The 20816-nt window shown below is 42.1% G+C and carries 21 protein-coding genes, 1 tRNA gene, 1 rRNA gene, 1 other RNA gene and 1 other annotated feature; of the genes, 17 read left to right on the forward strand and 7 right to left on the reverse strand.

All coding sequences use genetic code 11. The features are described 5' to 3' along the window. Positions 1–89 (forward strand): 5S ribosomal RNA (gene rrf / locus ACQKFO_RS23310); the annotation flags it as partial. Positions 90–751: 662 nt separating this feature from the next. Beyond that, positions 752–1237, forward strand: a complete 486-nt coding sequence (locus ACQKFO_RS23315) for a glutathione peroxidase (RefSeq protein WP_427601435.1) — start codon at positions 752–754, stop codon at positions 1235–1237. A 39-nt stretch (positions 1238–1276) separates the two neighbouring features. Here the strand turns inward: ACQKFO_RS23315 and ACQKFO_RS23320 are convergent, their stop codons facing one another. Continuing rightward, the gene (locus ACQKFO_RS23320; protein WP_427601437.1) at positions 1277–2212 is read right to left on the reverse strand and encodes a YaaC family protein; all 936 of its coding nucleotides are present in this window, start codon (positions 2210–2212) and stop codon (positions 1277–1279) included. 112 nt (positions 2213–2324) lie between these two features. Here ACQKFO_RS23320 and guaB point away from each other — a divergent pair, with 112 nt between their 5' ends. The 6 genes from guaB (at position 2325) to ACQKFO_RS23350 (ending at position 9159) form a co-directional block, all read left to right on the forward strand. Continuing rightward, positions 2325–3788, forward strand: a complete 1464-nt coding sequence (gene guaB / locus ACQKFO_RS23325) for an IMP dehydrogenase (RefSeq protein ID WP_113971529.1) — start codon at positions 2325–2327, stop codon at positions 3786–3788. Between the two features lie 232 nt (positions 3789–4020). Continuing rightward, positions 4021–5340: a serine hydrolase gene (locus tag ACQKFO_RS23330; RefSeq protein ID WP_427601461.1), complete on the forward strand. Its 1320-nt coding sequence runs from the start codon at positions 4021–4023 to the stop codon at positions 5338–5340. Positions 5341–5872: 532 nt separating this feature from the next. Beyond that, a complete protein-coding gene (pdxS, locus tag ACQKFO_RS23335; RefSeq protein ID WP_148996631.1) occupies positions 5873–6754 on the forward strand; it encodes a pyridoxal 5'-phosphate synthase lyase subunit PdxS in 882 nt (293 codons plus the stop codon). An 11-nt stretch (positions 6755–6765) separates the two neighbouring features. Then, positions 6766–7356 (forward strand): pyridoxal 5'-phosphate synthase glutaminase subunit PdxT, encoded by a 591-nt coding sequence (gene pdxT / locus ACQKFO_RS23340; RefSeq protein ID WP_427601440.1) that lies wholly within the window; start codon positions 6766–6768, stop codon positions 7354–7356. A gap of 53 nt (positions 7357–7409) precedes the next feature. Beyond that, positions 7410–7618 (forward strand) — a binding site (T-box leader). A 48-nt stretch (positions 7619–7666) separates the two neighbouring features. Then, positions 7667–8941, forward strand: a complete 1275-nt coding sequence (serS, locus tag ACQKFO_RS23345; protein WP_148971414.1) for a serine--tRNA ligase — start codon at positions 7667–7669, stop codon at positions 8939–8941. 125 nt (positions 8942–9066) lie between these two features. Then, positions 9067–9159: transfer RNA gene (locus ACQKFO_RS23350), tRNA-Ser, on the forward strand. Positions 9160–9265: 106 nt separating this feature from the next. On the opposite strand, the gene ACQKFO_RS23355 is transcribed toward ACQKFO_RS23350, so the two are convergent. The 5 genes from ACQKFO_RS23355 to ACQKFO_RS23375 form a co-directional block, all read right to left on the reverse strand. Beyond that, positions 9266–9625, reverse strand: a complete 360-nt coding sequence (locus ACQKFO_RS23355) for a hydrolase (protein ID WP_427601442.1) — start codon at positions 9623–9625, stop codon at positions 9266–9268. Between the two features lie 223 nt (positions 9626–9848). Continuing rightward, positions 9849–10517 (reverse strand): deoxynucleoside kinase, encoded by a 669-nt coding sequence (locus tag ACQKFO_RS23360; protein ID WP_148996634.1) that lies wholly within the window; start codon positions 10515–10517, stop codon positions 9849–9851. Continuing rightward, complete coding sequence (locus ACQKFO_RS23365; protein WP_427601444.1) at positions 10501–11157, reverse strand: deoxynucleoside kinase; 657 nt, start codon at positions 11155–11157, stop codon at positions 10501–10503. Before ACQKFO_RS23365 ends, ACQKFO_RS23360 begins: the two co-directional genes overlap by 17 nt. Before the next feature lie 238 nt (positions 11158–11395). Continuing rightward, entirely contained in the window at positions 11396–12682 is a 1287-nt protein-coding gene (locus ACQKFO_RS23370; RefSeq protein ID WP_427601446.1) for a glycosyl hydrolase family 18 protein, read from the reverse strand. A gap of 78 nt (positions 12683–12760) precedes the next feature. Next, positions 12761–13300, reverse strand: a complete 540-nt coding sequence (locus tag ACQKFO_RS23375; protein WP_427601447.1) for an isochorismatase family cysteine hydrolase — start codon at positions 13298–13300, stop codon at positions 12761–12763. 83 nt (positions 13301–13383) lie between these two features. On the opposite strand from ACQKFO_RS23375, the gene tadA reads away from it, so the two are divergent. The 8 genes from tadA to ACQKFO_RS23415 all read left to right on the forward strand — a co-directional run bounded on the left by tadA (position 13384) and on the right by ACQKFO_RS23415 (position 18872). After that, positions 13384–13878 (forward strand): tRNA adenosine(34) deaminase TadA, encoded by a 495-nt coding sequence (gene tadA / locus ACQKFO_RS23380; protein WP_427601449.1) that lies wholly within the window; start codon positions 13384–13386, stop codon positions 13876–13878. Between the two features lie 98 nt (positions 13879–13976). Further along, positions 13977–14240: signal recognition particle sRNA large type (gene ffs, locus ACQKFO_RS23385), an RNA gene on the forward strand. Positions 14241–14402: 162 nt separating this feature from the next. Beyond that, positions 14403–16091: a DNA polymerase III subunit gamma/tau gene (gene dnaX, locus ACQKFO_RS23390; RefSeq protein ID WP_427601451.1), complete on the forward strand. Its 1689-nt coding sequence runs from the start codon at positions 14403–14405 to the stop codon at positions 16089–16091. A 29-nt stretch (positions 16092–16120) separates the two neighbouring features. Continuing rightward, positions 16121–16444, forward strand: a complete 324-nt coding sequence (locus ACQKFO_RS23395) for a YbaB/EbfC family nucleoid-associated protein (protein ID WP_172655813.1) — start codon at positions 16121–16123, stop codon at positions 16442–16444. Between the two features lie 11 nt (positions 16445–16455). Further along, the gene (recR, locus tag ACQKFO_RS23400; RefSeq protein WP_044340678.1) at positions 16456–17052 is read left to right on the forward strand and encodes a recombination mediator RecR; all 597 of its coding nucleotides are present in this window, start codon (positions 16456–16458) and stop codon (positions 17050–17052) included. Between the two features lie 17 nt (positions 17053–17069). Continuing rightward, entirely contained in the window at positions 17070–17288 is a 219-nt protein-coding gene (locus tag ACQKFO_RS23405; RefSeq protein WP_044340677.1) for a YaaL family protein, read from the forward strand. 62 nt (positions 17289–17350) lie between these two features. Continuing rightward, on the forward strand, positions 17351–17614 hold the full coding sequence (locus tag ACQKFO_RS23410) for a pro-sigmaK processing inhibitor BofA family protein (protein ID WP_427601454.1): 264 nt from the start codon (positions 17351–17353) through the stop codon (positions 17612–17614). Positions 17615–17717: 103 nt separating this feature from the next. Then, on the forward strand, positions 17718–18872 hold the full coding sequence (locus ACQKFO_RS23415) for a glycerate kinase (RefSeq protein WP_427601456.1): 1155 nt from the start codon (positions 17718–17720) through the stop codon (positions 18870–18872). A 61-nt stretch (positions 18873–18933) separates the two neighbouring features. Here the strand turns inward: ACQKFO_RS23415 and ACQKFO_RS23420 are convergent, their stop codons facing one another. Continuing rightward, positions 18934–19413 (reverse strand): PaaI family thioesterase, encoded by a 480-nt coding sequence (locus ACQKFO_RS23420; RefSeq protein ID WP_427601458.1) that lies wholly within the window; start codon positions 19411–19413, stop codon positions 18934–18936. A 216-nt stretch (positions 19414–19629) separates the two neighbouring features. Between ACQKFO_RS23420 and ACQKFO_RS23425 the strand changes: the two genes are divergently transcribed. After that, on the forward strand, positions 19630–20451 hold the full coding sequence (locus ACQKFO_RS23425) for a hypothetical protein (protein WP_427601459.1): 822 nt from the start codon (positions 19630–19632) through the stop codon (positions 20449–20451). The last annotated feature ends 365 nt before the right edge of the window (positions 20452–20816 follow it).

Genomic DNA, 20816 nt, shown 5'->3' on the forward strand with positions numbered 1-20816 from the left:
CCGTTCCCATGCCGAACACGGAAGTTAAGCTCTTCAGCGCCGATGGTAGTTGGGGGATCTCCCCCTGTGAGAGTAGGACGTCGCCAGGCAAATGTAAAAAAGAGTAGCTCTTAGGGGCTGCTTTTTTTGTGCTTTTATTTTTGAGAAGTATTGTGGAAGTGGAGTTCGCTTCAATTATTAAAACAGTGGCTTGGGGAAAAGTTAATCTGAGTCAATTGGAAATCGTTCGTTATGTGAATTTAGGTGGTAATTGGTAATAGACGCATAAACAGTTAAGAATGACGCATATAATGAAAAATCGACGCAATAAACGGTCAATACGACGCAATTAGCATACAACTTCAAGCTTAACGGCCTCTATTTCTATGAAAATATTGATATCTACCTCCCTAAAATAGCTTTCGTTAACACAAAGAAAATTTTTGAGATAGATAGGAACATTTATTAGTACTTAATACATACAAATCTTCATTTTGAGGAACACGATATCCTCGAAATTTTTCCTGGTGTCCAGCAAATGCAATGTTACTCCAAATCATCCTTAATTATTTGTATCTAAATTCTATTTCTATAACTATTCAATTTAATAATCCTTTATGATATCCGACGTCCTACAACCTGACAACCATCAACTCACCTACCCACTGCATCTCAATCAACCACATACCGCCACCATCACATGCTCAAAATTGCTATCCACCAACTCTCTAAAGTATTATTTATATAAGAGTATATACAAGGAGAGATGAACATGACGACAATTTATGATTTCACCGTAAAAAAAGCGAATGGATCTGTGACGTCCCTAGAAGAGTACCAAGGGAAAGTGATGCTAATCGTGAACACTGCCAGTAAGTGCGGCTTTACACCTCAATTTGAGGAGCTGCAGGGCCTGTATGAAGAGTATAAGGATGAAGGACTTGTTGTACTTGGATTTCCATGTGATCAGTTCATGAACCAGGAATTTGATGATCAGGATGAGATCATGGAGTTTTGTCAGGTGAACTACGGGGTATCTTTTCCGATGTTTGCGAAAGTCGATGTGAAAGGGAAAGAAGCTCATCCTCTGTTTACTTTTTTAACGAAAGAGAAAAAGGGTGTCCTTCTTTCAAATATTAAGTGGAACTTCACTAAATTTTTAGTTGGGAAAAATGGAGAGGTATTTGATCGTTATTCTCCGCAAACAACACCTCGTAAAATTGAGGATGATATTAAGGAGTTACTTCAAGCAGAATAGGGAAAGAGGATAGGGAGTCCGTCATCCTTCCTCTTTCTACTACATTTTATCCTGAAGTAATTTTAGTAAAAGATACGGTGCTTTTTTTGTTGTTACATTAATGAAAGTATGGATGATGGGATAGTCTTCATTGGTTCGGTTTTTTAATAGTTCCACCCACCATTCTGTTTCGTATCGGGCAATCATGCTCAGGTTATATAATATAGCATAATGGATGAGTACCTCAGGTATTGTGGTGGCTTCATTCCGAATGCCGGGAAGGGCTAATCTGTTTTTGTCCAAGTGCCATCTAACGGGAAGTTGCTCCCTAACATGTAGTGATTGTAACGTATTGTCCGAAATCCAAATGAAATTCTTAGTTACCTTTTCATTCAGATATTGTTTGAACAAACTTTCTGACATATGAAAATGGGAAAGAATTGACTCATCAATGATCAGCTCTTGTTGATGGTTAAACCAGAACATGGTTTTCTTATTGAGCAAAGTTCGAAATGCATCTTCAAGCTCAGGAATTTGTATGAGTAAATCTTCCATCTTGTATTTTTCCCCCACGATATGTTTCACGTGAAACACAAGGTTGGAGAAGTGTGAAAACAGTCCATTTTTCTGTACCTTTACTTCATCTTGTAAAAAGCGGTACTGCTGCTTTTTTCTTTTCCGGGAGGTGATCCCATGGGCCAGGACCGTGGTTGTTTCTGGATATAGGGGATCCTCCGTTAAAACAATGGCTTTGATAAAGTGAATAAATCCATAGAAAAGCAAAATGGGCTTAAGTGATATAGGAGATTGCATGGCTTGTCTGTAATAAAGTTCTCCTTGCTCCAAGTAGTACATGAATGGATAGCAGTTATCATAGCTTTTCATTTCAGCATGAGAAGCCCCTAACTTTTCATAACATTTTTTTAGAAACTTCTGGGAGTATTCTGCAGACTGAAAATAGTGGATGAAGTCCCATTGCTGATGTATTTCGTTCAAATGATCACCTTCTAATTATTCTGAAAAATTAAATTAATCCTATTCTTCTTGACAGTATTTTAACCAATTGATAACCTACTAATAATATTTTGGGACTAGGGAGGCCGAAAACATGTGGGATTCTAAATTTGCTAAAGAAGGTTTAACGTTTGATGATGTCTTATTATTACCAGCCAAATCAGAGGTATTACCAAAGGATGTAAACATCTCTGTTGAGTTAACAGATTCAATAAAATTGAATGTTCCTGTGATCAGTGCAGGGATGGATACTGTAACAGAAGCTGAAATGGCAATAGCAATGGCTCGAACAGGTGGACTGGGTATCATCCACAAGAATATGAGTATTGAACAGCAGGCTGAGCAGGTAGATAAAGTAAAACGTTCCGAAAGTGGAGTTATCTCTGATCCATTCTTTTTAACTCCGGATCATCAAGTCTTTTCTGCAGAACACTTGATGGGCAAATATAGAATTTCCGGTGTTCCGATTGTGAACAACGAACAAGAGCAGAAGCTTGTCGGTATTTTAACGAATCGTGATCTTCGTTTCATCCAGGATTACTCCATTCAAATCTCGGATGTCATGACGAAGGAAAATCTCGTGACAGCTCCTGTTGGGACTACCCTAGAAGAAGCGGAAAAAATTCTTCAGCAGTATAAAATTGAGAAGCTTCCTCTGATTGATCAAGAAGGTACACTTAAGGGCTTGATTACGATTAAAGATATCGAAAAAGTCATTGAGTTCCCTAACTCTGCCAAAGACGATCAAGGACGCTTATTAGTTGGAGCAGCTGTTGGTATTTCGAAAGATACGCTGACTCGTGTTGAACATTTAGTGAAAGCACATGTGGATGTCATTGTAATCGATACGGCTCATGGTCATTCAGCAGGAGTTCTTTCTATTGTTCGTGAAATCCGCGAAGCTTATCCAACGTTAAATATTGTAGCCGGTAATGTGGCAACGGCTGAAGCGACACGTGAATTAATTGAAGCGGGTGCTGATGTTGTCAAAGTGGGGATTGGACCTGGTTCAATCTGCACGACCCGTGTTGTTGCAGGTGTAGGTGTTCCACAAATTACCGCTGTATATGATTGTGCGACAGAAGCAAGAAAGCACGGAAAGAGCATCATTGCTGATGGCGGCATCAAGTATTCAGGTGATATCGTAAAAGCCCTTGCAGCAGGTGGGCATGCCGTTATGTTAGGAAGCTTACTTGCAGGTACATCTGAAAGCCCAGGCGAAACGGAAATCTTCCAGGGACGCCGATTCAAAGTATATAGAGGTATGGGATCCGTCAGCTCCATGGAAAAAGGATCTAAGGACCGCTATTTCCAGGAAGAAAATAAAAAGTTTGTTCCAGAAGGCATTGAAGGACGCATACCTTACAAAGGACCTTTAGCTGATACACTGTATCAGTTAGTCGGAGGCTTACGTTCAGGCATGGGATACTGTGGAACGAAGGATTTATATGAGTTGAGAGAGCAGGCACAGTTCATTAAAATGACGGGTGCCGGACTTCGTGAAAGTCATCCTCATGATGTGCAAATCACGAAAGAAGCACCAAATTATTCATTATAAGAAAATAATTCCAAATGCTGATCAGATACTCCTGATCAGCATTTTTTTATTTAGATTAAAAGGATATTTACCGCCTTTTATCAGAGGTCGCAAGTCCCTTGACCCATGCCGAAACTAGTCATATTCTCTGTCTATTCTTACCTTTCGAACTATGATAAAATAACGAAGGTGTACATAAAATCTTGGAGGGCTAACAGTGAAAAGAAGTTGGATTCAAAAATCTTTTGTTTGTATGATGGTTTTTATGATGGCAATGGGTATCGTAGGGAGACCTGCAAATGCTCAGGGAGACTTGGACGTTAACGCAAAAGCTGCGATTCTAGTAGAAGCAAGCACGGGTAAAATTCTTTATGAAAAGAACTCAGAAAATGCTCAAGGCATTGCAAGTATGACGAAAATGATGACAGAGTACTTGTTACTTGAAGCAATTGAAGAAGGTAAAGTGAAATGGGACCAGAAGTATACGGTACCGACGAAAGTATCAAATATGTCCCATAATGATGGCTTAAGTAATGTTCCATTGAGAGAAGAAGGAACGTATGTACTAAAAGATCTATATGAAGCAATGGCGATTGAATCTGCTAACGCAGCAACTATGGCCATAGCTGAAATAGTGGCTGGGTCAGAAGCAAACTTCGTAAAAAAAATGAACGCAAAGGCCAAAGAACTTGGATTAAAAAACTATAAATTTGTCAATTCTTCAGGTTTGAATAATCGGGACTTAGCTCCTTATGTTGATCAGGTAGTGGGTGGCCCTGAAGAAGAAAATGTGATGTCAGCTAAAGATACGGCTACATTAGCTTATCGTATGTTGAAAGACTTTCCGGAAGTATTAGAAACTTCCAGCATTCCCAAAAAGGTGTTTGCAGAAGGTACTGAAGACGAAGTACCAATGGAAAACTGGAACTATATGCTGCCGAGTCTCATTCGTGAATATGAGGGTATGGATGGACTTAAAACAGGGACAACTGATTTTGCAGGAGCATGTTTCACAGGTACTGCCGAAAGAGATGGCATGAGATACATTACAGTAGTGATGAATGTAGAAGTCGCACCAGGTGAAAACTCTTATGATGCCCGCTTTAGTGAAACAAGAAAAATGATGGATTTTGCATTCAATAATTATTCAATAGAGGAAGTACTCCCTGCTGACTATCAAGTAAAAGGTCAAAAGACACTACCGGTTGAAAAAGGGAAAGAAAAAGAAGTTCAAATCAAAACAGATTCCCCGTTGAGCATGGTAATAAAAAACGGTGAAGAAGATCAATACAAACCGAAATTTGTGTTAGATAAGAAAAAGTTGAACGATGACAGTGAACTGACAGCTCCTGTTAAAAAAGGAGAAAAAGTTGGGTATGTCACGTTGGAATCTAAGGATAAGAAAGATTTGGGGTACCTTACTGATAAAGGGACAAATGCCTCGAAAGCATCTGTTGTAGCTGTTGATGGTGTTGAAAAAGCAAACTGGTTTGTCCTTTCAATGAGAGCTGTAGGCGGCTTCTTCGGTGACATCTGGAACTCGGTGACATCAACGGTTAAAGGCTGGTTCTAATAAGCCCTGAGGTTAAATGATTAAATCAGCACCAAGACTTTTATGATAGGACAAGTCTTGGTGTTTTTTTATAGGCATGGTGAGAGCGTCTCAGAAATTACCATGAAATCCTTGTCGGGCCTGAGCAAGCCGCTTCCGCTTTTCGAGATGTCTAACTCCAGGGCTTAGAGGCTCGAGGTCATAAGCCAAACATGCCAAAAAGGCAAAGAACGCCTTTCCGGCATGTTCGTCTTATGCTTGTCGCCTCTGGGCAAAGCCCTTCCGTTTTTCGTCTTGTCCAGCTCCAGCGGCTAGGCCCTCGAGGTCATAAGCTAAATCGACCAAAAAGGCAAAGAACGCCTTTCCGGTCAATTCATCTTATGCTTGTCGGGCCTGAGCAAGCCGCTTCCGCTTTTCGTCTTGACATAAGCTTGTTTTTATTGTTTATTTAGCAGTAGGGTTACATAATCATTCCGATTGTTTTAGTCACGTTTTCTTCCTTTTTTGGGTGGAAATGGGACAGGCATGGGATAAATATAAGGGGGATATAGATATGAATACTGGTACAGATCGTGTTAAAAGAGGTATGGCTGAAATGCAAAAAGGCGGCGTTATCATGGACGTTGTCAATGCAGAACAGGCAAAAGTTGCTGAAGCTGCGGGTGCAGTGGCAGTAATGGCTTTAGAACGAGTTCCAGCAGACATCCGGGCTGCAGGTGGGGTAGCAAGAATGGCAGATCCCCGTATTATTGAAGAAGTTATGGGGGCTGTGTCGATCCCTGTAATGGCAAAAGCACGTATCGGTCATATTGTAGAGGCAAGAGTCCTTGAATCAATGGGTGTTGATTATCTTGATGAGAGTGAAGTATTGACTCCTGCTGATGAAGAGTACCATTTAAATAAAAGAGATTTCACTGTACCATTCGTATGTGGTTGCCGTGATTTAGGTGAAGCTGCCCGCCGTATTGGTGAAGGCGCGTCCATGTTACGTACAAAAGGTGAGCCGGGAACTGGTAACATCGTTGAAGCGGTTCGTCATATGCGTAAAGTGAATGCCCAGGTTCGCAAGCTTGTAAGCATGAACGAAGATGAAATCATGACAGAAGCTAAACTTTTGGGAGCTCCATATGAATTATTGTTAGAAATTAAAGAAAACGGACGTTTACCTGTTGTAAACTTTGCTGCAGGCGGAATTGCAACACCAGCTGATGCGGCTCTTATGATGGAATTAGGGGCTGACGGAGTCTTCGTAGGTTCTGGTATCTTCAAATCAGAGAACCCTGAGAAATTTGCAAAAGCGATCGTAGAAGCGACAACTCACTATCAAGATTACAAGTTGATCGCAGAGCTATCTAAAGAGCTTGGTGTAGCAATGAAGGGAGTAGAAATTTCTTCTATTTTACCTGAAAACCGTATGCAAGATCGTGGATGGTAAGGTGTGATTCTATGTTGAACATCGGTGTATTAGGACTTCAAGGTGCCGTCAGGGAGCATGTTCGTTCAATCGAAGCTTCTGGTGCCAAGGCCGTCGTCATTAAGCGTGTGGAGCAGCTGGAAGAGATTCATGGCCTGATCATGCCTGGTGGGGAAAGTACCACCATGAGAAGGCTGATCGATCGATATGGGTTTATGGAGCCGTTAAGACAATTTGCGGCAGCCGGGAAGCCGATCTTTGGAACATGTGCAGGATTGATCCTTTTAGCGAAGCACATTGTAGGCTACGACGAACCTCATCTTGGTGTGATGGACGTAACAGTGGAACGTAATTCCTTTGGGCGTCAGAAAGAAAGTTTTGAAGCAGATCTTTCGATTGCTCATATTGGAGAAGGGTTCAATGCCGTCTTCATCCGTGCTCCGCATATCGTGGAAGCCGGAGAAGATGTTGAAATCCTGGCTAAGCATAATGAACGGATTGTCCTTGCACGCCACGGGCAATTCCTCGGTTGTTCTTTCCATCCTGAGTTAACGGATGATCACCGCTTGACTTCTTTCTTCGTTGAGATGGTGAAAGAAAGCATGGAAAAAACAATCGCATAATTCTATTGCAAAATGGAAAACATTGTAGTAGATTATGAAATAACCAATAAAAAACAAAATCGTTGACAGGAAATAGTAGTAAAGAAGGCTTGCTTAAGAGAGTCGATGGCCGGTGAGAATCGACGCAAGAGCTTTATGAATCCATCCTTGAGTGAAGTACTGAATGAAGTAGGTATTTTCGGTGATTCCGTTACCATCTCTTAAGAGGAAGATGCTTAGCGTCTTCAATTAGGGTGGCAACGCGGAAACCTCCGTCCCTTTTACCAGGGATGGGGGTTTTTTATTTTTTTATAAAAAAGGAGAGAATCTCATGTTAGACATTAAGTACTTACGTAATAATCTGGAAGATGTGAAAGCACGCCTTCAGCACCGTGGTGAGAATCTGGAGGATTTCGGCAAATTCGAAGAGCTTGATAAGAGAAGAAGAGAGCTGCTTGTAGAAAGTGAAGAATTAAAGAGCAAACGTAATGACGTATCCCAGCAGATAGCAGAGCTGAAGAAAGAGAAAAAGGATGCTCAGGACATGATCGTTGAAATGCGTGAAGTTGGGGCCATGGTTAAAAAGCTCGATGATGAATTACGAGGAGTTGAAGAGGAGTTAGAGCGTATGCTGCTTTCCATTCCTAACATTCCACATGAAACGGTACCGGTTGGTGAAACAGAGGATGATAATGTAGAGGCCCGCAAATGGGGAGAGATACGTGAGTTTGATTTCGAGGCACAGCCTCACTGGGACATTGCAACAGGACTTGGGATCTTGGATTTCGAACGTGCCGGCAAAGTGACCGGAAGCCGTTTTGTTTTCTATAAAGGGTTAGGAGCAAGACTTGAAAGAGCGTTGATTAACTTCATGATGGATCTCCACATGGATGAGCATGGGTATACAGAAATGATCCCTCCATTCCTGGTGAATCGAGCGAGTATGACAGGAACAGGTCAACTTCCTAAGTTTGAGGAAGATGCGTTCAGAATCGAAAGCGAGGATTATTTCCTGGTTCCTACAGCAGAAGTGCCTGTAACGAACTATCACCGCGATGAGATCATGAATGGAGAAGAATTACCCGTAAGCTATGTGGCGTACAGTGCTAACTTCCGTTCTGAAGCAGGATCTGCCGGCCGTGATACACGTGGTCTGATCCGTCAGCACCAATTTAACAAAGTAGAGCTTGTTCGCTTTGTGAAACCTGAAGACTCTTATGATGAGCTTGAGAAGCTGACTGGACATGCTGAGAAAGTCCTTCAGTTACTGGGCTTACCATACCGTGTGTTATCTATGTGTACCGCGGATTTAGGCTTCACGGCCGCCAAGAAATATGACATTGAAGTCTGGATTCCAAGCTACGGAACTTACCGTGAGATTTCTTCTTGCAGTAACTTTGAAGGCTTCCAGGCAAGACGAGCGAACATTCGTTTCAGAAGAGAAGCTAAGGGAAAACCTGAACATGTGCATACGCTGAATGGATCTGGTTTAGCAATCGGACGTACTGTTGCCGCCATATTGGAAAACTACCAGCAAGAAGATGGATCTGTCATCGTTCCGGAAGCTCTTCGTCCGTATATGGGTGGAGCGGAAGTCATTAAATAATATCAGCCCAGCTGGACGACATTGAAAAGGTGCCTCACGAATTCAGCGTGTGGCACCTTTTAATTTTTTTTAGAAATATGCTTGACTCCATTTGTACACCATGTTATTATAATTCTTGTCGATACGGAGGAATACCCAAGTCCGGCTGAAGGGATCGGTCTTGAAAACCGACAGGGGTGTAACAGCCCGCGGGGGTTCGAATCCCCCTTCCTCCTCCATTGATTTTTTTATAACCATAGCGCATAAACATTGGAGATAGAATTCGTTACATTTTATGTAACGAATTTTTTTGTTTTATGGATATGCCGATCGACTCAGTCCGATTTACTTAAGGTTTTTGATATCTTCTCTTAAATGGTCGTCCGTTGTATGTTCCAGTACGCCTATCTTAGTGATATGAAGGCGTGCTTCTTCATCTCCAAGCAAGTAAATCTTCGAATAGATATCCCTCATGGATTGATCATATTGACTGTCTTCCGGTGAATTATGATATTGACGGAACGGGACCTGAGCCCGTCTCATAGTCGACATGTCATCATCATAGTTATCATTGAACAGCATTTTCAGTTCGTTTACTTCTGTCGGGGTGGCAAAAATGCGAAAGCTGGGACTGGCATTTTGATTCGGGTCCTGCAAGATGTCCCCACTGCTGATATCCACAAAATACGTTTGTTTCGATTCCATGATTAATTCAACTCCTTATATTTCTGTTTGTTTGTACATATACCTCTTTTAGGTTGGAAATAAACGGGTGGATTGGTTGAGTGAAGATTCTTAAATACAAAAAAGACTACTCAACATTGCCGCTGAGTAGTCTTTTTTTATAATGTTTTATTCTGATCCAGCTCCGACGCCTAGTCCCTCGAGGTCATAAGACGTGCCTGACCAAGGTGCCTCCGCTTTTCGTTTAGCTCTTCAACATTCTCGTCTGTTCAATGAAATACCCGATTCTTTCAACGATTGGTTCGATTGAGTTTTGATCGTTCACCAGGTCGTATTCGCTGATGTCGAGTCTAAGGACAGGACAAGCGTTAAAGGAGTTGATCCAGTTTTCATAACGCTCGTGCATTTCTTCCCAGTAGGCAACAGGTGTTTGTTGTTCCATCGGGCGGCCGCGCTCACGGATGCGATCAACGACATTATCAATGGATCCTTCAAGGTAAATCAGAAGATCAGGGTGAGGGAAGTATGGTGTCATGACCATGGCATCGAAAAGACTTGTATACGTTTCATAATCGATCTCGCTCATATTCCCTTTTTCATAATGCATGCGGGCGAAGATGCCTGTATCTTCATAGATGGAACGATCTTGAATGAAGCCGCCGCCGTATTCAAAGATTTTCTTTTGTTCTTTGAAGCGTTCCGCCAAGAAGTATACTTGAAGATGGAAGCTCCAGCTCTTAAAGTCCTGATAAAATTTATCGAGATACGGATTGGTATCAACTTTTTCAAAAGACGTCCGGAAGCCGAGTGCTGTGGCCAAGCCGTTTGTCATAGTGGATTTCCCGACACCGACTGTTCCGGCAATGGTGATCACGGCATTATTCGGGATCCCGTATTTAGTGCGAAGATTCATGATAGTGAACTCCTTTTTTAAGTGTAGTCTCTAACTGTGTAAGAATGTGTTTCAGGTCCTCTTTATTTTGAACGAAGTCTACGTGGTCGCCATTGTAGCGAAGAACAGGAATGTCAGGGTGAGTTTTTTCAAATGTATTCATATATTCTTCATAGTCCAGTGATAGCTGCTTAAGATAAAGAGGGCTGATTTTCTTTTCGAAGTCTCTTCCTCTTTTTTCAATGCGCTTTAATAGCGTATCGAGGCTTGCGTTCAAATAAATCACGACATTTGGCCTCGGCATGTCCGACGTTAGAATGTCATAGATATTAAGATACTTTTTGAACTGTTGTTCATCCTTTAAAGTACGTTTAGCAAAGATGATGTTTTTAAGAATATGATAATCTGCTACAACAGATTTGTTTTGAGATAGGTAGTGTTTTTCGATATCCTCTAGCTGTTTATAACGATTGCATAAGAAAAACATCTCTGTTTGAAAGCTCCACTCTTCAATGTCATCATAAAATTTGTCTAAGAACGGGTTTTCATCCACGATTTCTTTCAGTAAGTGAAAATGGAAATGCTCTGAAATCGCTTTTGCCAGAGAGGTTTTTCCTATTCCAATCGGGCCTTCGACGGTAATGAAAGGAATGCGCCCCATTAATTGTCCTCCTCATATTACGGCAATCTTTTTCTCTAATAAAAATGTAAAAATAAAAAATTACGACAGGAATTATTGTAACACAATATATGGATGGTTTGTTCAGGTTATTTCCCGGGTTCGGAAATTACGCTATGTTCACTATATCGACTGTCACCTGTCAATTCTTTAAGGGAACACACATAAAAAGCTGATGGATAGGTGTTTATAGATTTACCTATCCATCAGCTTCTATTTATTATCTTTTTACGACATTGAAATTGTCAGAAAGTAACAGCCAGTTTTGCGGGAAGGGAAGGCCCAGTTTCCAGTAGCTCATCCCTCTTAGTTTCAGCTCTTTCATGAGGTCGAATTTTGCCTGGATGCTCCGTGCGTCTTCAAACCACACTTCATGATCCTTACCTGTACTCCCGTCACGGTATTTAAAGAAAGGAGCCTGTGCTTTTTGATCATACTGAATCGGTACGTTGTTATCCGCGGCTATCTTGATTGCCTGTTGAGGACTGATGGCTTTTGCTGTACTCCCCTGTACAAATGGGAGGGTCCAGTCATATCCATATAAATTTTGCCCCATGAGAATCTTGGATGGAGGCATTTCTGAAATGGCGTATTCAAGCACTTCACGGACAGGTCCGATAGGGGAAACGGCCATGGCGGGACCCCCACTATATCCCCACTCATAGGTCATGATCACGACAAAGTCGACAATTTCACCGTGAGCCTTATAATCATGGGCTTCATACCATTTACCTTTTTGGTCGGCACTTGTCTTGGGAGCCAGGGCGGTTGAGAGCAGCCAACCTTCTTGATTAAAACGCTGTTTTGCTTTTCGTAAAAATTGGTTGTAGGCTTCTTTGTCCTGTGGACGTAAATATTCAAAGTCGAAGTGAATGTCTCTGAACCCGTATTTTTTCGCTGTTTGGACTACATTATTGAGGAATTTATCCTGGATCGCCTGGTCGGTCAGCAGGATACGTCCCAGTTCATCGCTGAATGTTCCTTCCTCTTGGTTGGTGATGGCCATCATCATGACATTATTATTGTCTTTCCCTGTTTGAATCAGATTCCCGAGAGGTGGTTCTTGAAGGGTGCCATCACGTTTAGCTTGAAAGCTGAATGGAGCAAGATACGTAAGAAAAGGTACGGCTTCCCTGGCACTATCTTCAAGATTTTGGGCCACTTCTTTTCCGTAAGGCTCTACATATGCGTTAAACTCCGCATTTCCTTTAGGCTTCTGTGGAATGTATAAACGAAACCCCACCTGTAATGGTTGATTGGGGGATATTCCATTCACTCTTGCCAATTCCTGATAGGGTACTCCTGTTTTCTGACTGATTGCCCAAAGGCTGTCTCCAGGTTGAACAAAATAAAAGCTTCCTATAATAGGGATAACCAGTGATTGGCCGACCACAAGGTTATCAGGGTTCGGCAGTTCATTGGCATCTACTATATCCTTAACTGTTGATCCATACGCTTGAGCGATACCAAATAACGATTGGTTCGGTTGGACAACATGAATTTGCATACACAGACCCTCCTATATTTCATTCACTATAATCAACTTATGAAATGGAAGGCATCGATATGTTCTGCAAAACAAAATTTATACTATCCTATCGGTGGAATCTATCTTTGCTTTTAATACATTTTTCATCATCGTCAACGCATAGTGATTGTCTTCATCACTGACAGATGCAATGGCATTTTTGGGCACAATAAGATTAAACTCTCTCATATAGGCATCGTTTGCTGTAAAAAGTACACAGATGTTTCCGGCGATACCCGTAATGATAAGGTTTTTTACAGACAAATGGTGCAAAAGTGTATTTAACGCAGTGCCGTAAAAAGCGGAATGCTTTGGTTTAATAAGAAAAAAATCTTTATCCGTCGGCTGGAGCGGAGTCATGATACTATCACTCACATCATTATGACATTTCTGGTAAATCTCTTTGTAATCTGCTTTCCATAACTCATAATGGTCGTTAATATAAATGATAGGATGCTGATGTTTGGTACAATAATGACGTAATGTGTTGATGGGTTCAACAATTTTGCGGGTATGGCGAGCTAATACATTTCCATGCTCAAAGTCGAACGGGTTCATAATGTCGATAATAAGAAGTGCTGTTTCGTTAGGTATCATATTGAATGCCCCTTTCTTTTATAGTTTGGAGTGAATGGGGATATTTTATAAAGAAAAGAGAAATAAATTTACGGGAGTATATAATGGGTATAAGAGAAGAACGATTTATGATGGAAGCATTACAGGAAGCAGAAAAAGCGGCAGCGATTCAGGAAGTTCCGATCGGAGCGGTCATTGTCATGGGGGATGAAATCATTGCCCGTGCTCATAACCTGAGAGAAACGAGTCAAAATGCCATCACCCATGCCGAGACACTGGCCATCCAAGAGGCATGTGAAAAACTTGGCACATGGCGGCTTGAGGGAGCGGAGCTTTATGTCACCCTTGAACCGTGTCCGATGTGCAGTGGAGCGATCATCCTTTCGAGAATTGAGAAAGTCATATATGGAGCAAAGGATCCTAAAGCAGGTTGTGCCGGAACGTTAATGAATCTACTGGAAGATGATCGATTTAATCACCAATGTGAAGTAGTCCCTGAAATCCTTTCGGAGGAGTGCGGTGGAATCCTTTCCCGTTTTTTTAAAGACTTGCGAGAGCGGAAGAAATTCGAGAAGAAAAATAGGACTTTGGGTCTGTAAATAACTTACAGTATTCCATCATTGCTTTTTACCGTAAATCCTAGTATACTTAATCTTGCGTCGCACTTATGACGCAACTAAATATGGTATCAATTTTGCCGTGCTAGGTGGGGAGGTAGCGGTGCCCTGTACTCGCAATCCGCTCTAGCGAGACCGAATTCCTTTCCGAGGCTGGCACTCTGTAGGGCTGCCTCAAGTAAGTGGTGTTGACGCCTGGGTCCTGCGCAATGGGAATCCATGAACCATGTCAGGTCCGGAAGGAAGCAGCATTAAGTGGAAGCTCCCATGTGCCGCAGGGTTGCCTGGGCCGAGCTAACTGCTTGAGTAACGCCTATGGATGCTTGTCGACGAAAGGTGCACGGCAGTTTAATTTATATACAACAACTCATCCTTCATTGGGTGAGTTTTTTGTTTGTATAAAGGTTTAAGGTTCAACCTAAATTGATCTCCGGTTTTCTTTGTAAAAGGGATTTAGATTACGTTATAATAGACACTATAGTACATAAACAAGAGGGGGGAGTATTTTGGCATATCAAGCTTTATATCGTGTGTGGCGTCCTCAGTCATTTATTGATGTAGTTGGACAGCAGCATGTAACGAAAACGTTGCAAAATGCCCTCCTTCATCAGAAGATTTCACATGCCTATTTATTCTCGGGACCAAGGGGAACAGGTAAGACGAGTGCAGCGAAGATCCTAGCGAAAGCAGTTAACTGTGAGCGGTCTCCGATAGCGGAACCGTGTAATGAGTGTGATGCATGCAAAGGGATTACTGATGGTTCGATTCCCGATGTCATCGAAATCGATGCTGCTTCCAATAACGGTGTGGAAGAGATCCGGGATATCCGGGATAAAGTCAAATATTCTCCAAACGTAGTCGAGTATAAAGTCTACATCATAGATGAAGTTCATATGCTGTCTATCGGTGCCTTTAATGCTTTACTGAAAACGTTAGAGGAACCACCTAAGCATGTCATCTTTATTCTTGCGACTACAGAGCCTCACAAGATTCCCCTTACGATCATCTCACGCTGTCAGCGCTTTGATTTCAAACGGATTACAGCCAGGGATATTGTGGGACGGATGAGTCATATTGCCACAGAGTCAGGTGTGAACTTTGAAGAAAATGCCCTTACGATCATTGCACGGGCTGCAGAAGGCGGGATGCGTGATGCCCTTAGCCTTCTGGATCAGGCCATCTCCTTTAGTCAGGACCAGGTAACCGTAGACGATGCTTTGACTGTAACAGGGGCTGTTTCTCAAGGATATTTAAATACATTGGCAAAAGCGATTCTGGAAAGAGATGTCACAAGTGGATTAGGTGCCTTGGAAGAATTGCTATTCCAAGGAAAGGACCCGGCGAGGTTCGCAGAGGACTTTATTCTTTATTTCAGGGATATGCTGTTATACCAGACTGCTCCAAATCTTGAAGAATCACTGGAACGCGTCATGCTCGACGATGATTTTAAAGAACTGGCAGGTCAAACTCAGCCTCAGCAGATTTACCAATATATCGATGTCTTGAATCAGGCGGGTCAGGAAATGAAGTTCACGAATCATGCCCGGATCTACCTGGAGGTTTCCATTGTGAAGCTTTGTCAAATGGAAGCACCTGCATCTGCTTCTTCTCCCGAAGTGAGCGAGATGATGAAAAAGATCAAATTCCTTGAAAAAGAGATCGAACAGCTGAAGGCGAATGGAGTCAAGGTTCAAGCAGAGCCGGCTTCACAACCGGCGAAAAAACCGATCAGGGCAAAGAAAGGCTTCCGGGCTCCTACCGGGAAAATCCAGGAAGTACTCCGTACGGCGACGAAAGAAGATCTTAATCTGATCAAGAGCCGCTGGGGAGATATGGTCGAAACATTGAACCAGCGTCAAATGCGCTCACAATCAGCATTGTTAAATGATGCTGAACCTGTAGCAGCTACAAACGGCTCATTTGTGTTAAAATTTAAATACGATATTCATTGTCAGATGGCAATGGAGAATCAAGCTTTCACTTCAGCGATTGCTTCCATACTGGAAGAGCTTACAGGAAACACCTATGTAGCGATTGGAATTCCTGAAGATCAGTGGATGTCCATAAGAGAAGACTTTATCCGAAACTCGAAAACAGAAGATGGAGAACCATCAGGCGAGGATCAAGGTGAAGAATCCCTCTTGAAGGAAGCTGAAAAGCTTGTCGGTATGGATTTAATAGAATTAAACGATTAATATGGAAAAAATTAAATGGAGGTAATGATATGATGCGTGGAAATGGTAATATGCAAAATATGATGAAGCAAATGCAAAAGATGCAAAAGAAAATGGCGGAAGCTCAAGAAGAATTAGGGGAAAAGCAAATCGAAGGAACAGCAGGCGGCGGAATGGTGACTGTTATCGTTTCTGGTCACAAGCAAGTTATTGATGTAAAGATCAACGAAGAAGCTGTAGATCCGGATGATGTAGAAATGTTACAAGATTTAGTCCTTGCAGCGACAAACGATGCACTGAAGAAAGCAGACGAATTAACGAACTCAACTATGGGTCAATTCACTAAAGGAATGAACCTACCGGGAATGTTCTAGGAGGCAATACGATGCATTATCCTGAGCCTATATCGAAGCTGATCGACAGCTTTATGAAACTGCCGGGAATCGGGCCGAAAACTGCGGCCCGACTGGCTTTTTTTGTTCTTAGCATGAAAGAAGATACTGTATTGGATTTTGCGAAAGCTTTGGTCAATGCGAAACGTAATTTAAGTTACTGTTCTGTTTGCGGTCATATTACAGATCAGGACCCATGCTATATTTGTGAGGATCAAAGACGGGACCGCAGCATCATCTGTGTGGTTCAAGATCCCAAAGATGTCATTGCGATGGAGAAGATGAAAGAATATAACGGACAATACCATGTGCTCCACGGTGCCATCTCCCCTATGGACGGGATTGGACCCGAGGACATCAATGTTCCGGATCTGATAAAGCGTCTTCACGGTGACGAGGTCCAGGAAGTCATCCTGGCTACTAACCCCAATATAGAAGGTGAAGCGACAGCGATGTATATCTCACGGCTAGTCAAACCATCAGGTATCCGAATCACAAGGATTGCTCATGGGCTTCCTGTCGGTGGAGATCTTGAGTATGCAGATGAAGTAACGCTATCGAAAGCCCTTGAGGGAAGAAGAGACGTTTAACAAAGGAGAGGATACCTATGTTTTTCCGGAAAAAAGGAAAGCTGAAAAAAGAGTATGACCAATCCTTACTTCACGTTTTAGACGAAACCAAGGATCATTGGAATCAGCAACGCTCCATCGATGAGATGAGTGTGGATTATAATCTGAACATCCACTGTCACTCGAAAATAGCAGAAGCTAAATATTTTTTTCTCTTTAGAGAAGCAAAACATAGAAAGATCGTCATAAAAAGGTAGACAACCCTCATATCCTTTCAATAAGAGACTATTTATGTTCTATGTTGAGAGGAGAGAAGGGTATGAGCCCAGTTATCGTCATTGCGGTGATCAGCGGACTGATTGTACTTCTATTGGCCACAGGCACACCCATCAAGCCACTTCGGTTTGTGGGACAAGTTGCCATGAAGGTCATGATCGGAGCGCTCTTTTTATTTTTCCTGAACGCCTTTGGCAGTCAGTACGGAATCCACGTTCCTATTAATCTGGCGACCTCATCTGTTTCTGGAATATTAGGTATTCCGGGAGTGGTGGGATTGACCGTCATTCAGTTGTGGATCTTATAACCATACTATAGCAAGAAAAAGGCAGTCGAAGCACCAGGTGGGATTTTTTCTAACTTGGATCTTGGCTGCTTTTTTACATAGAAAGAGAACAGGGGGAAGAACAATGAAAATCGTCATTGCACCCGATTCCTTTAAAGGTTCCATGACAAGTATCGCAGCGGCTGAAGCAATACGGAGAGGGATTCATCAGATTAATCCTTTATGCGAAACAGTCATCATCCCAATGGCTGATGGTGGTGAAGGTACGGTCGATGCCATGATGAGTATCATGGATGGGGAAACAAGCTCTGCTCAAGTGAGAGATCCCCTGGGTCGTACAATTTCAGCAGCTTTTGGCTGGGTACCTGAAACAAAGACAGCGGTTATTGAAACGGCAGCTGCTTCAGGGCTTACCTTGTTAAAAGAAAGTGAGTTGAACCCGGGAGTAGCTTCTACTTTCGGGACCGGAGAGCTTGTGAAAACCGTTTTAGATCTTGGAGCAGAAAACATCATCCTCGGGCTGGGAGGGAGTGCCACTGTTGATGGAGGGGCAGGTTTTCTTCAGGCATTAGGCATCCGTTTCTTCAATAAACAGGGCGATGTGCTTGAAGGGGGAGGGAACATGCTTGGAGAAATTCAATCCATTGATTCTACTCAATTGGATCAAAGGCTTATGCGAATTAAGTGGACAGTCGCTTCAGACGTAACGAACCATCTTTTGGGGGATGAAGGGGCTGTAACTGTGTTTGGACCTCAAAAAGGTGTCACAGTTGAAACACTTGCACACTTTGAAGGAGGGATGGAGCATTTCGCTGAAAAGGTGGTTGAACATACGGGACTGGATTTCAGGCTTGATCAAGGAAGTGGAGCTGCCGGAGGGCTGGGCTTTTCCCTACTTTCCTTTTTTCGACCAGTATTCAAGAGTGGTTTTAGTATAATCGCAACAGAGAGCAGCCTGGAGGATCACTTGAAGGACGCGACACTCGTTTTGACTGGAGAAGGGAAGGTGGATGTTCAATCCCTTTATGGAAAAGTACCTGTAGGCATCGGGAGAATAGCTGCAAAGTACGGGATACCAGTGGCGGTGTTTGCAGGGGTAATTGAAGGAGACTTGGAACTTCTATATGCTGAAGGTATACAGTTACTTCTTCCAATAGTTAATGAACCTATGACATTAACGGAGGCCATGACAAACGGAAGTGCTTTATTGGAAGAAGCGGCTTCGAGGTTAATGAGGACATATGAGTTATTTGGCAAGACGGGTAACAACCCAGATTAATTTTGTATCATTGTAGTGACCTTCCTTCCTGGTTGAAGGAAAGTCACTTGCTGATCTTCTACTATTCACTTAAAAACGTTTTTGGCATCACCACCGCTATTACTTCACCCCGTGCACACAGTTTTCCCTCTGCAAACACTTCCGTTTCCACCCTGAATTTCTTAGGATGAACTTCATGGACTGTGCCCACCGCTTTTAACGGAACGTGATGAGGCGTGGGTTTCATAAAATCCACTTGTAAGGAAGCAGTTACAAAACGTGGAGGCTCTTGCCCACCACCAATTTCACCACCGTTCTTTCTATGAAGAGCAATCGCAGCTGAACCAGTTCCGTGGCAATCGATTAAGGAAGCAATCAACCCGCCATACACGAATCCTGGCAATGCAGTGTGTTCCGGTTTAGGTGTGTAAATCGTGACCGTGTGACCATCTTCCAATCCGGTACGAAAATGATGACCTTCCTTATTGAGTCGGCCGCAGCCATAACACCACGCAAAATCATCTGGATAATCATCCTGAATGGCACGAGTGACTTCGTTCATTTTATATTCTCCCTTCATAACAAACTCTTTCTCTAGTACTCTTCTATTAACATTCTGAAATTCCTTTATTGGTTTATGCAATAAATTTTACAAATATAAAGGTAATAAAACTTTTCATTACCAGTAGGGGTTGGTATAATATGGATAATCCCTCTCCTTCCTTCCTGTTTCATTTTCCAATTTAACAGAAAAACTAGAAAGCTGGTGGTTTTAATAGTGAAAAGTAGACTACTACATGAAAGTCCTCACATTAGAGTCTGGTTACAAGAATTCAATCATCCGGACGAGCATCTCGAAATGCTGGAAAAATTCAAGATTGGCAGAGAATTCAATCTGCGGTCACGTGGATTAATAGAGTACTATGGAATTGACCTCATAGATTATAAACGTGAACAAATGGCCAATAAAAAACGCAATGATTTCCTCACCGCATTCGCCCACTATATGACGGATCATTTAGAAGATGAGTGTCCCCCTTCGTGGAAAGAGTGTCCACCGTCCTTCTGGGAAGAACTGATCTTTGCCTATCTCCCTCATACCATGAAATTCGTCCCCAAGAAAAACTACACAGAACAATTCCTCATGCAGCTGAGAAAGTTTGTCCGGTGGCTCGACAAAAGAAACGATACAACGTTTCTGGAAGTGGTAGATCCCTACATTTCCCAGGCTTCACCGACATTAAAGAAATATGAAGACCTATTCTCAGAGCTATTCTTAAAAAATTATCCGGGGTTACATCTCCCTGACTGGGAATATATGAATGAAATAGAGTGTTTGGATAAAAGAATGGAAGAGTTTGATGAAACCGCTTATGGAGTGTTCGAAGTGACCAGGATCATTGATGAAGGCGTGGTTCTCCTGGACTTGCATTCTCATTATTCGTATTTCACAAAAAGCATCCCCCATGAAAAAGTAGATGTGGAAATGGTTATCACGGGGTGCTTTGGAAAAAAAGAGCATGCATTCTTATGGGATCTAGCTTTCATTGACGGAATATATCCTAAAAGAGCGTTCAAGTATATACAATTGTCAGAGTGACCCTTGCGTAGACAGTACCTGTCCTTAAGTTTGGGTAAGGTGCTGTTCTTTTATATTATGTAGTGATCACCTTTCAAAAAAGGATGAAGCAGAAAAAACATCTGAAATTAAAGTGTAAAAGGTGTAAAATACTATTGACTCTTAATAGTAGAAGGTGCTATTATATTCCTTGTCGCCAAAACGACACGGAAAACAAATTTCAAAAAAAGCTTGACGCTTTATCACGAAAAATGTTATATTTAAGAGGTGCTCAAGAGAGCCCGATGTTATATTGAACCTTGAAAACTGAACAAAACAAGACAATACGTCAACGTTAATTCTAGATTTATTTTTAAAGAGCTATTCAAACTTTTATCGGAGAGTTT

The sequence above is a fragment of the Rossellomorea sp. NPDC071047 genome, from assembly GCF_050270195.1.
Classification (GTDB): domain Bacteria; phylum Bacillota; class Bacilli; order Bacillales; family Bacillaceae_B; genus Rossellomorea.

What these genes read in the sequence shown, in the direction of transcription:
- ACQKFO_RS23315 (WP_427601435.1), top strand. Translation starts at nt 752, where the DNA reads ATGACGACAATTTATGATTTCACCGTAAAAAAAGCGAATGGATCTGTG.
- guaB (WP_113971529.1), top strand. Translation starts at nt 2,325, where the DNA reads ATGTGGGATTCTAAATTTGCTAAAGAAGGTTTAACGTTTGATGATGTC.
- ACQKFO_RS23330 (WP_427601461.1), top strand. Translation starts at nt 4,021, where the DNA reads ATGATGGTTTTTATGATGGCAATGGGTATCGTAGGGAGACCTGCAAAT.
- pdxS (WP_148996631.1), top strand. Translation starts at nt 5,873, where the DNA reads ATGAATACTGGTACAGATCGTGTTAAAAGAGGTATGGCTGAAATGCAA.
- pdxT (WP_427601440.1), top strand. Translation starts at nt 6,766, where the DNA reads ATGTTGAACATCGGTGTATTAGGACTTCAAGGTGCCGTCAGGGAGCAT.
- serS (WP_148971414.1), top strand. Translation starts at nt 7,667, where the DNA reads ATGTTAGACATTAAGTACTTACGTAATAATCTGGAAGATGTGAAAGCA.
- ACQKFO_RS23355 (WP_427601442.1), bottom strand. Translation starts at nt 9,625, where the DNA reads ATGGAATCGAAACAAACGTATTTTGTGGATATCAGCAGTGGGGACATC.
- ACQKFO_RS23360 (WP_148996634.1), bottom strand. Translation starts at nt 10,517, where the DNA reads ATGAATCTTCGCACTAAATACGGGATCCCGAATAATGCCGTGATCACC.
- ACQKFO_RS23365 (WP_427601444.1), bottom strand. Translation starts at nt 11,157, where the DNA reads ATGGGGCGCATTCCTTTCATTACCGTCGAAGGCCCGATTGGAATAGGA.
- ACQKFO_RS23370 (WP_427601446.1), bottom strand. Translation starts at nt 12,682, where the DNA reads ATGCAAATTCATGTTGTCCAACCGAACCAATCGTTATTTGGTATCGCT.
- ACQKFO_RS23375 (WP_427601447.1), bottom strand. Translation starts at nt 13,300, where the DNA reads ATGATACCTAACGAAACAGCACTTCTTATTATCGACATTATGAACCCG.
- tadA (WP_427601449.1), top strand. Translation starts at nt 13,384, where the DNA reads ATGGGTATAAGAGAAGAACGATTTATGATGGAAGCATTACAGGAAGCA.
- ACQKFO_RS23395 (WP_172655813.1), top strand. Translation starts at nt 16,121, where the DNA reads ATGATGCGTGGAAATGGTAATATGCAAAATATGATGAAGCAAATGCAA.
- recR (WP_044340678.1), top strand. Translation starts at nt 16,456, where the DNA reads ATGCATTATCCTGAGCCTATATCGAAGCTGATCGACAGCTTTATGAAA.
- ACQKFO_RS23405 (WP_044340677.1), top strand. Translation starts at nt 17,070, where the DNA reads ATGTTTTTCCGGAAAAAAGGAAAGCTGAAAAAAGAGTATGACCAATCC.
- ACQKFO_RS23410 (WP_427601454.1), top strand. Translation starts at nt 17,351, where the DNA reads ATGAGCCCAGTTATCGTCATTGCGGTGATCAGCGGACTGATTGTACTT.
- ACQKFO_RS23415 (WP_427601456.1), top strand. Translation starts at nt 17,718, where the DNA reads ATGAAAATCGTCATTGCACCCGATTCCTTTAAAGGTTCCATGACAAGT.
- ACQKFO_RS23420 (WP_427601458.1), bottom strand. Translation starts at nt 19,413, where the DNA reads ATGAACGAAGTCACTCGTGCCATTCAGGATGATTATCCAGATGATTTT.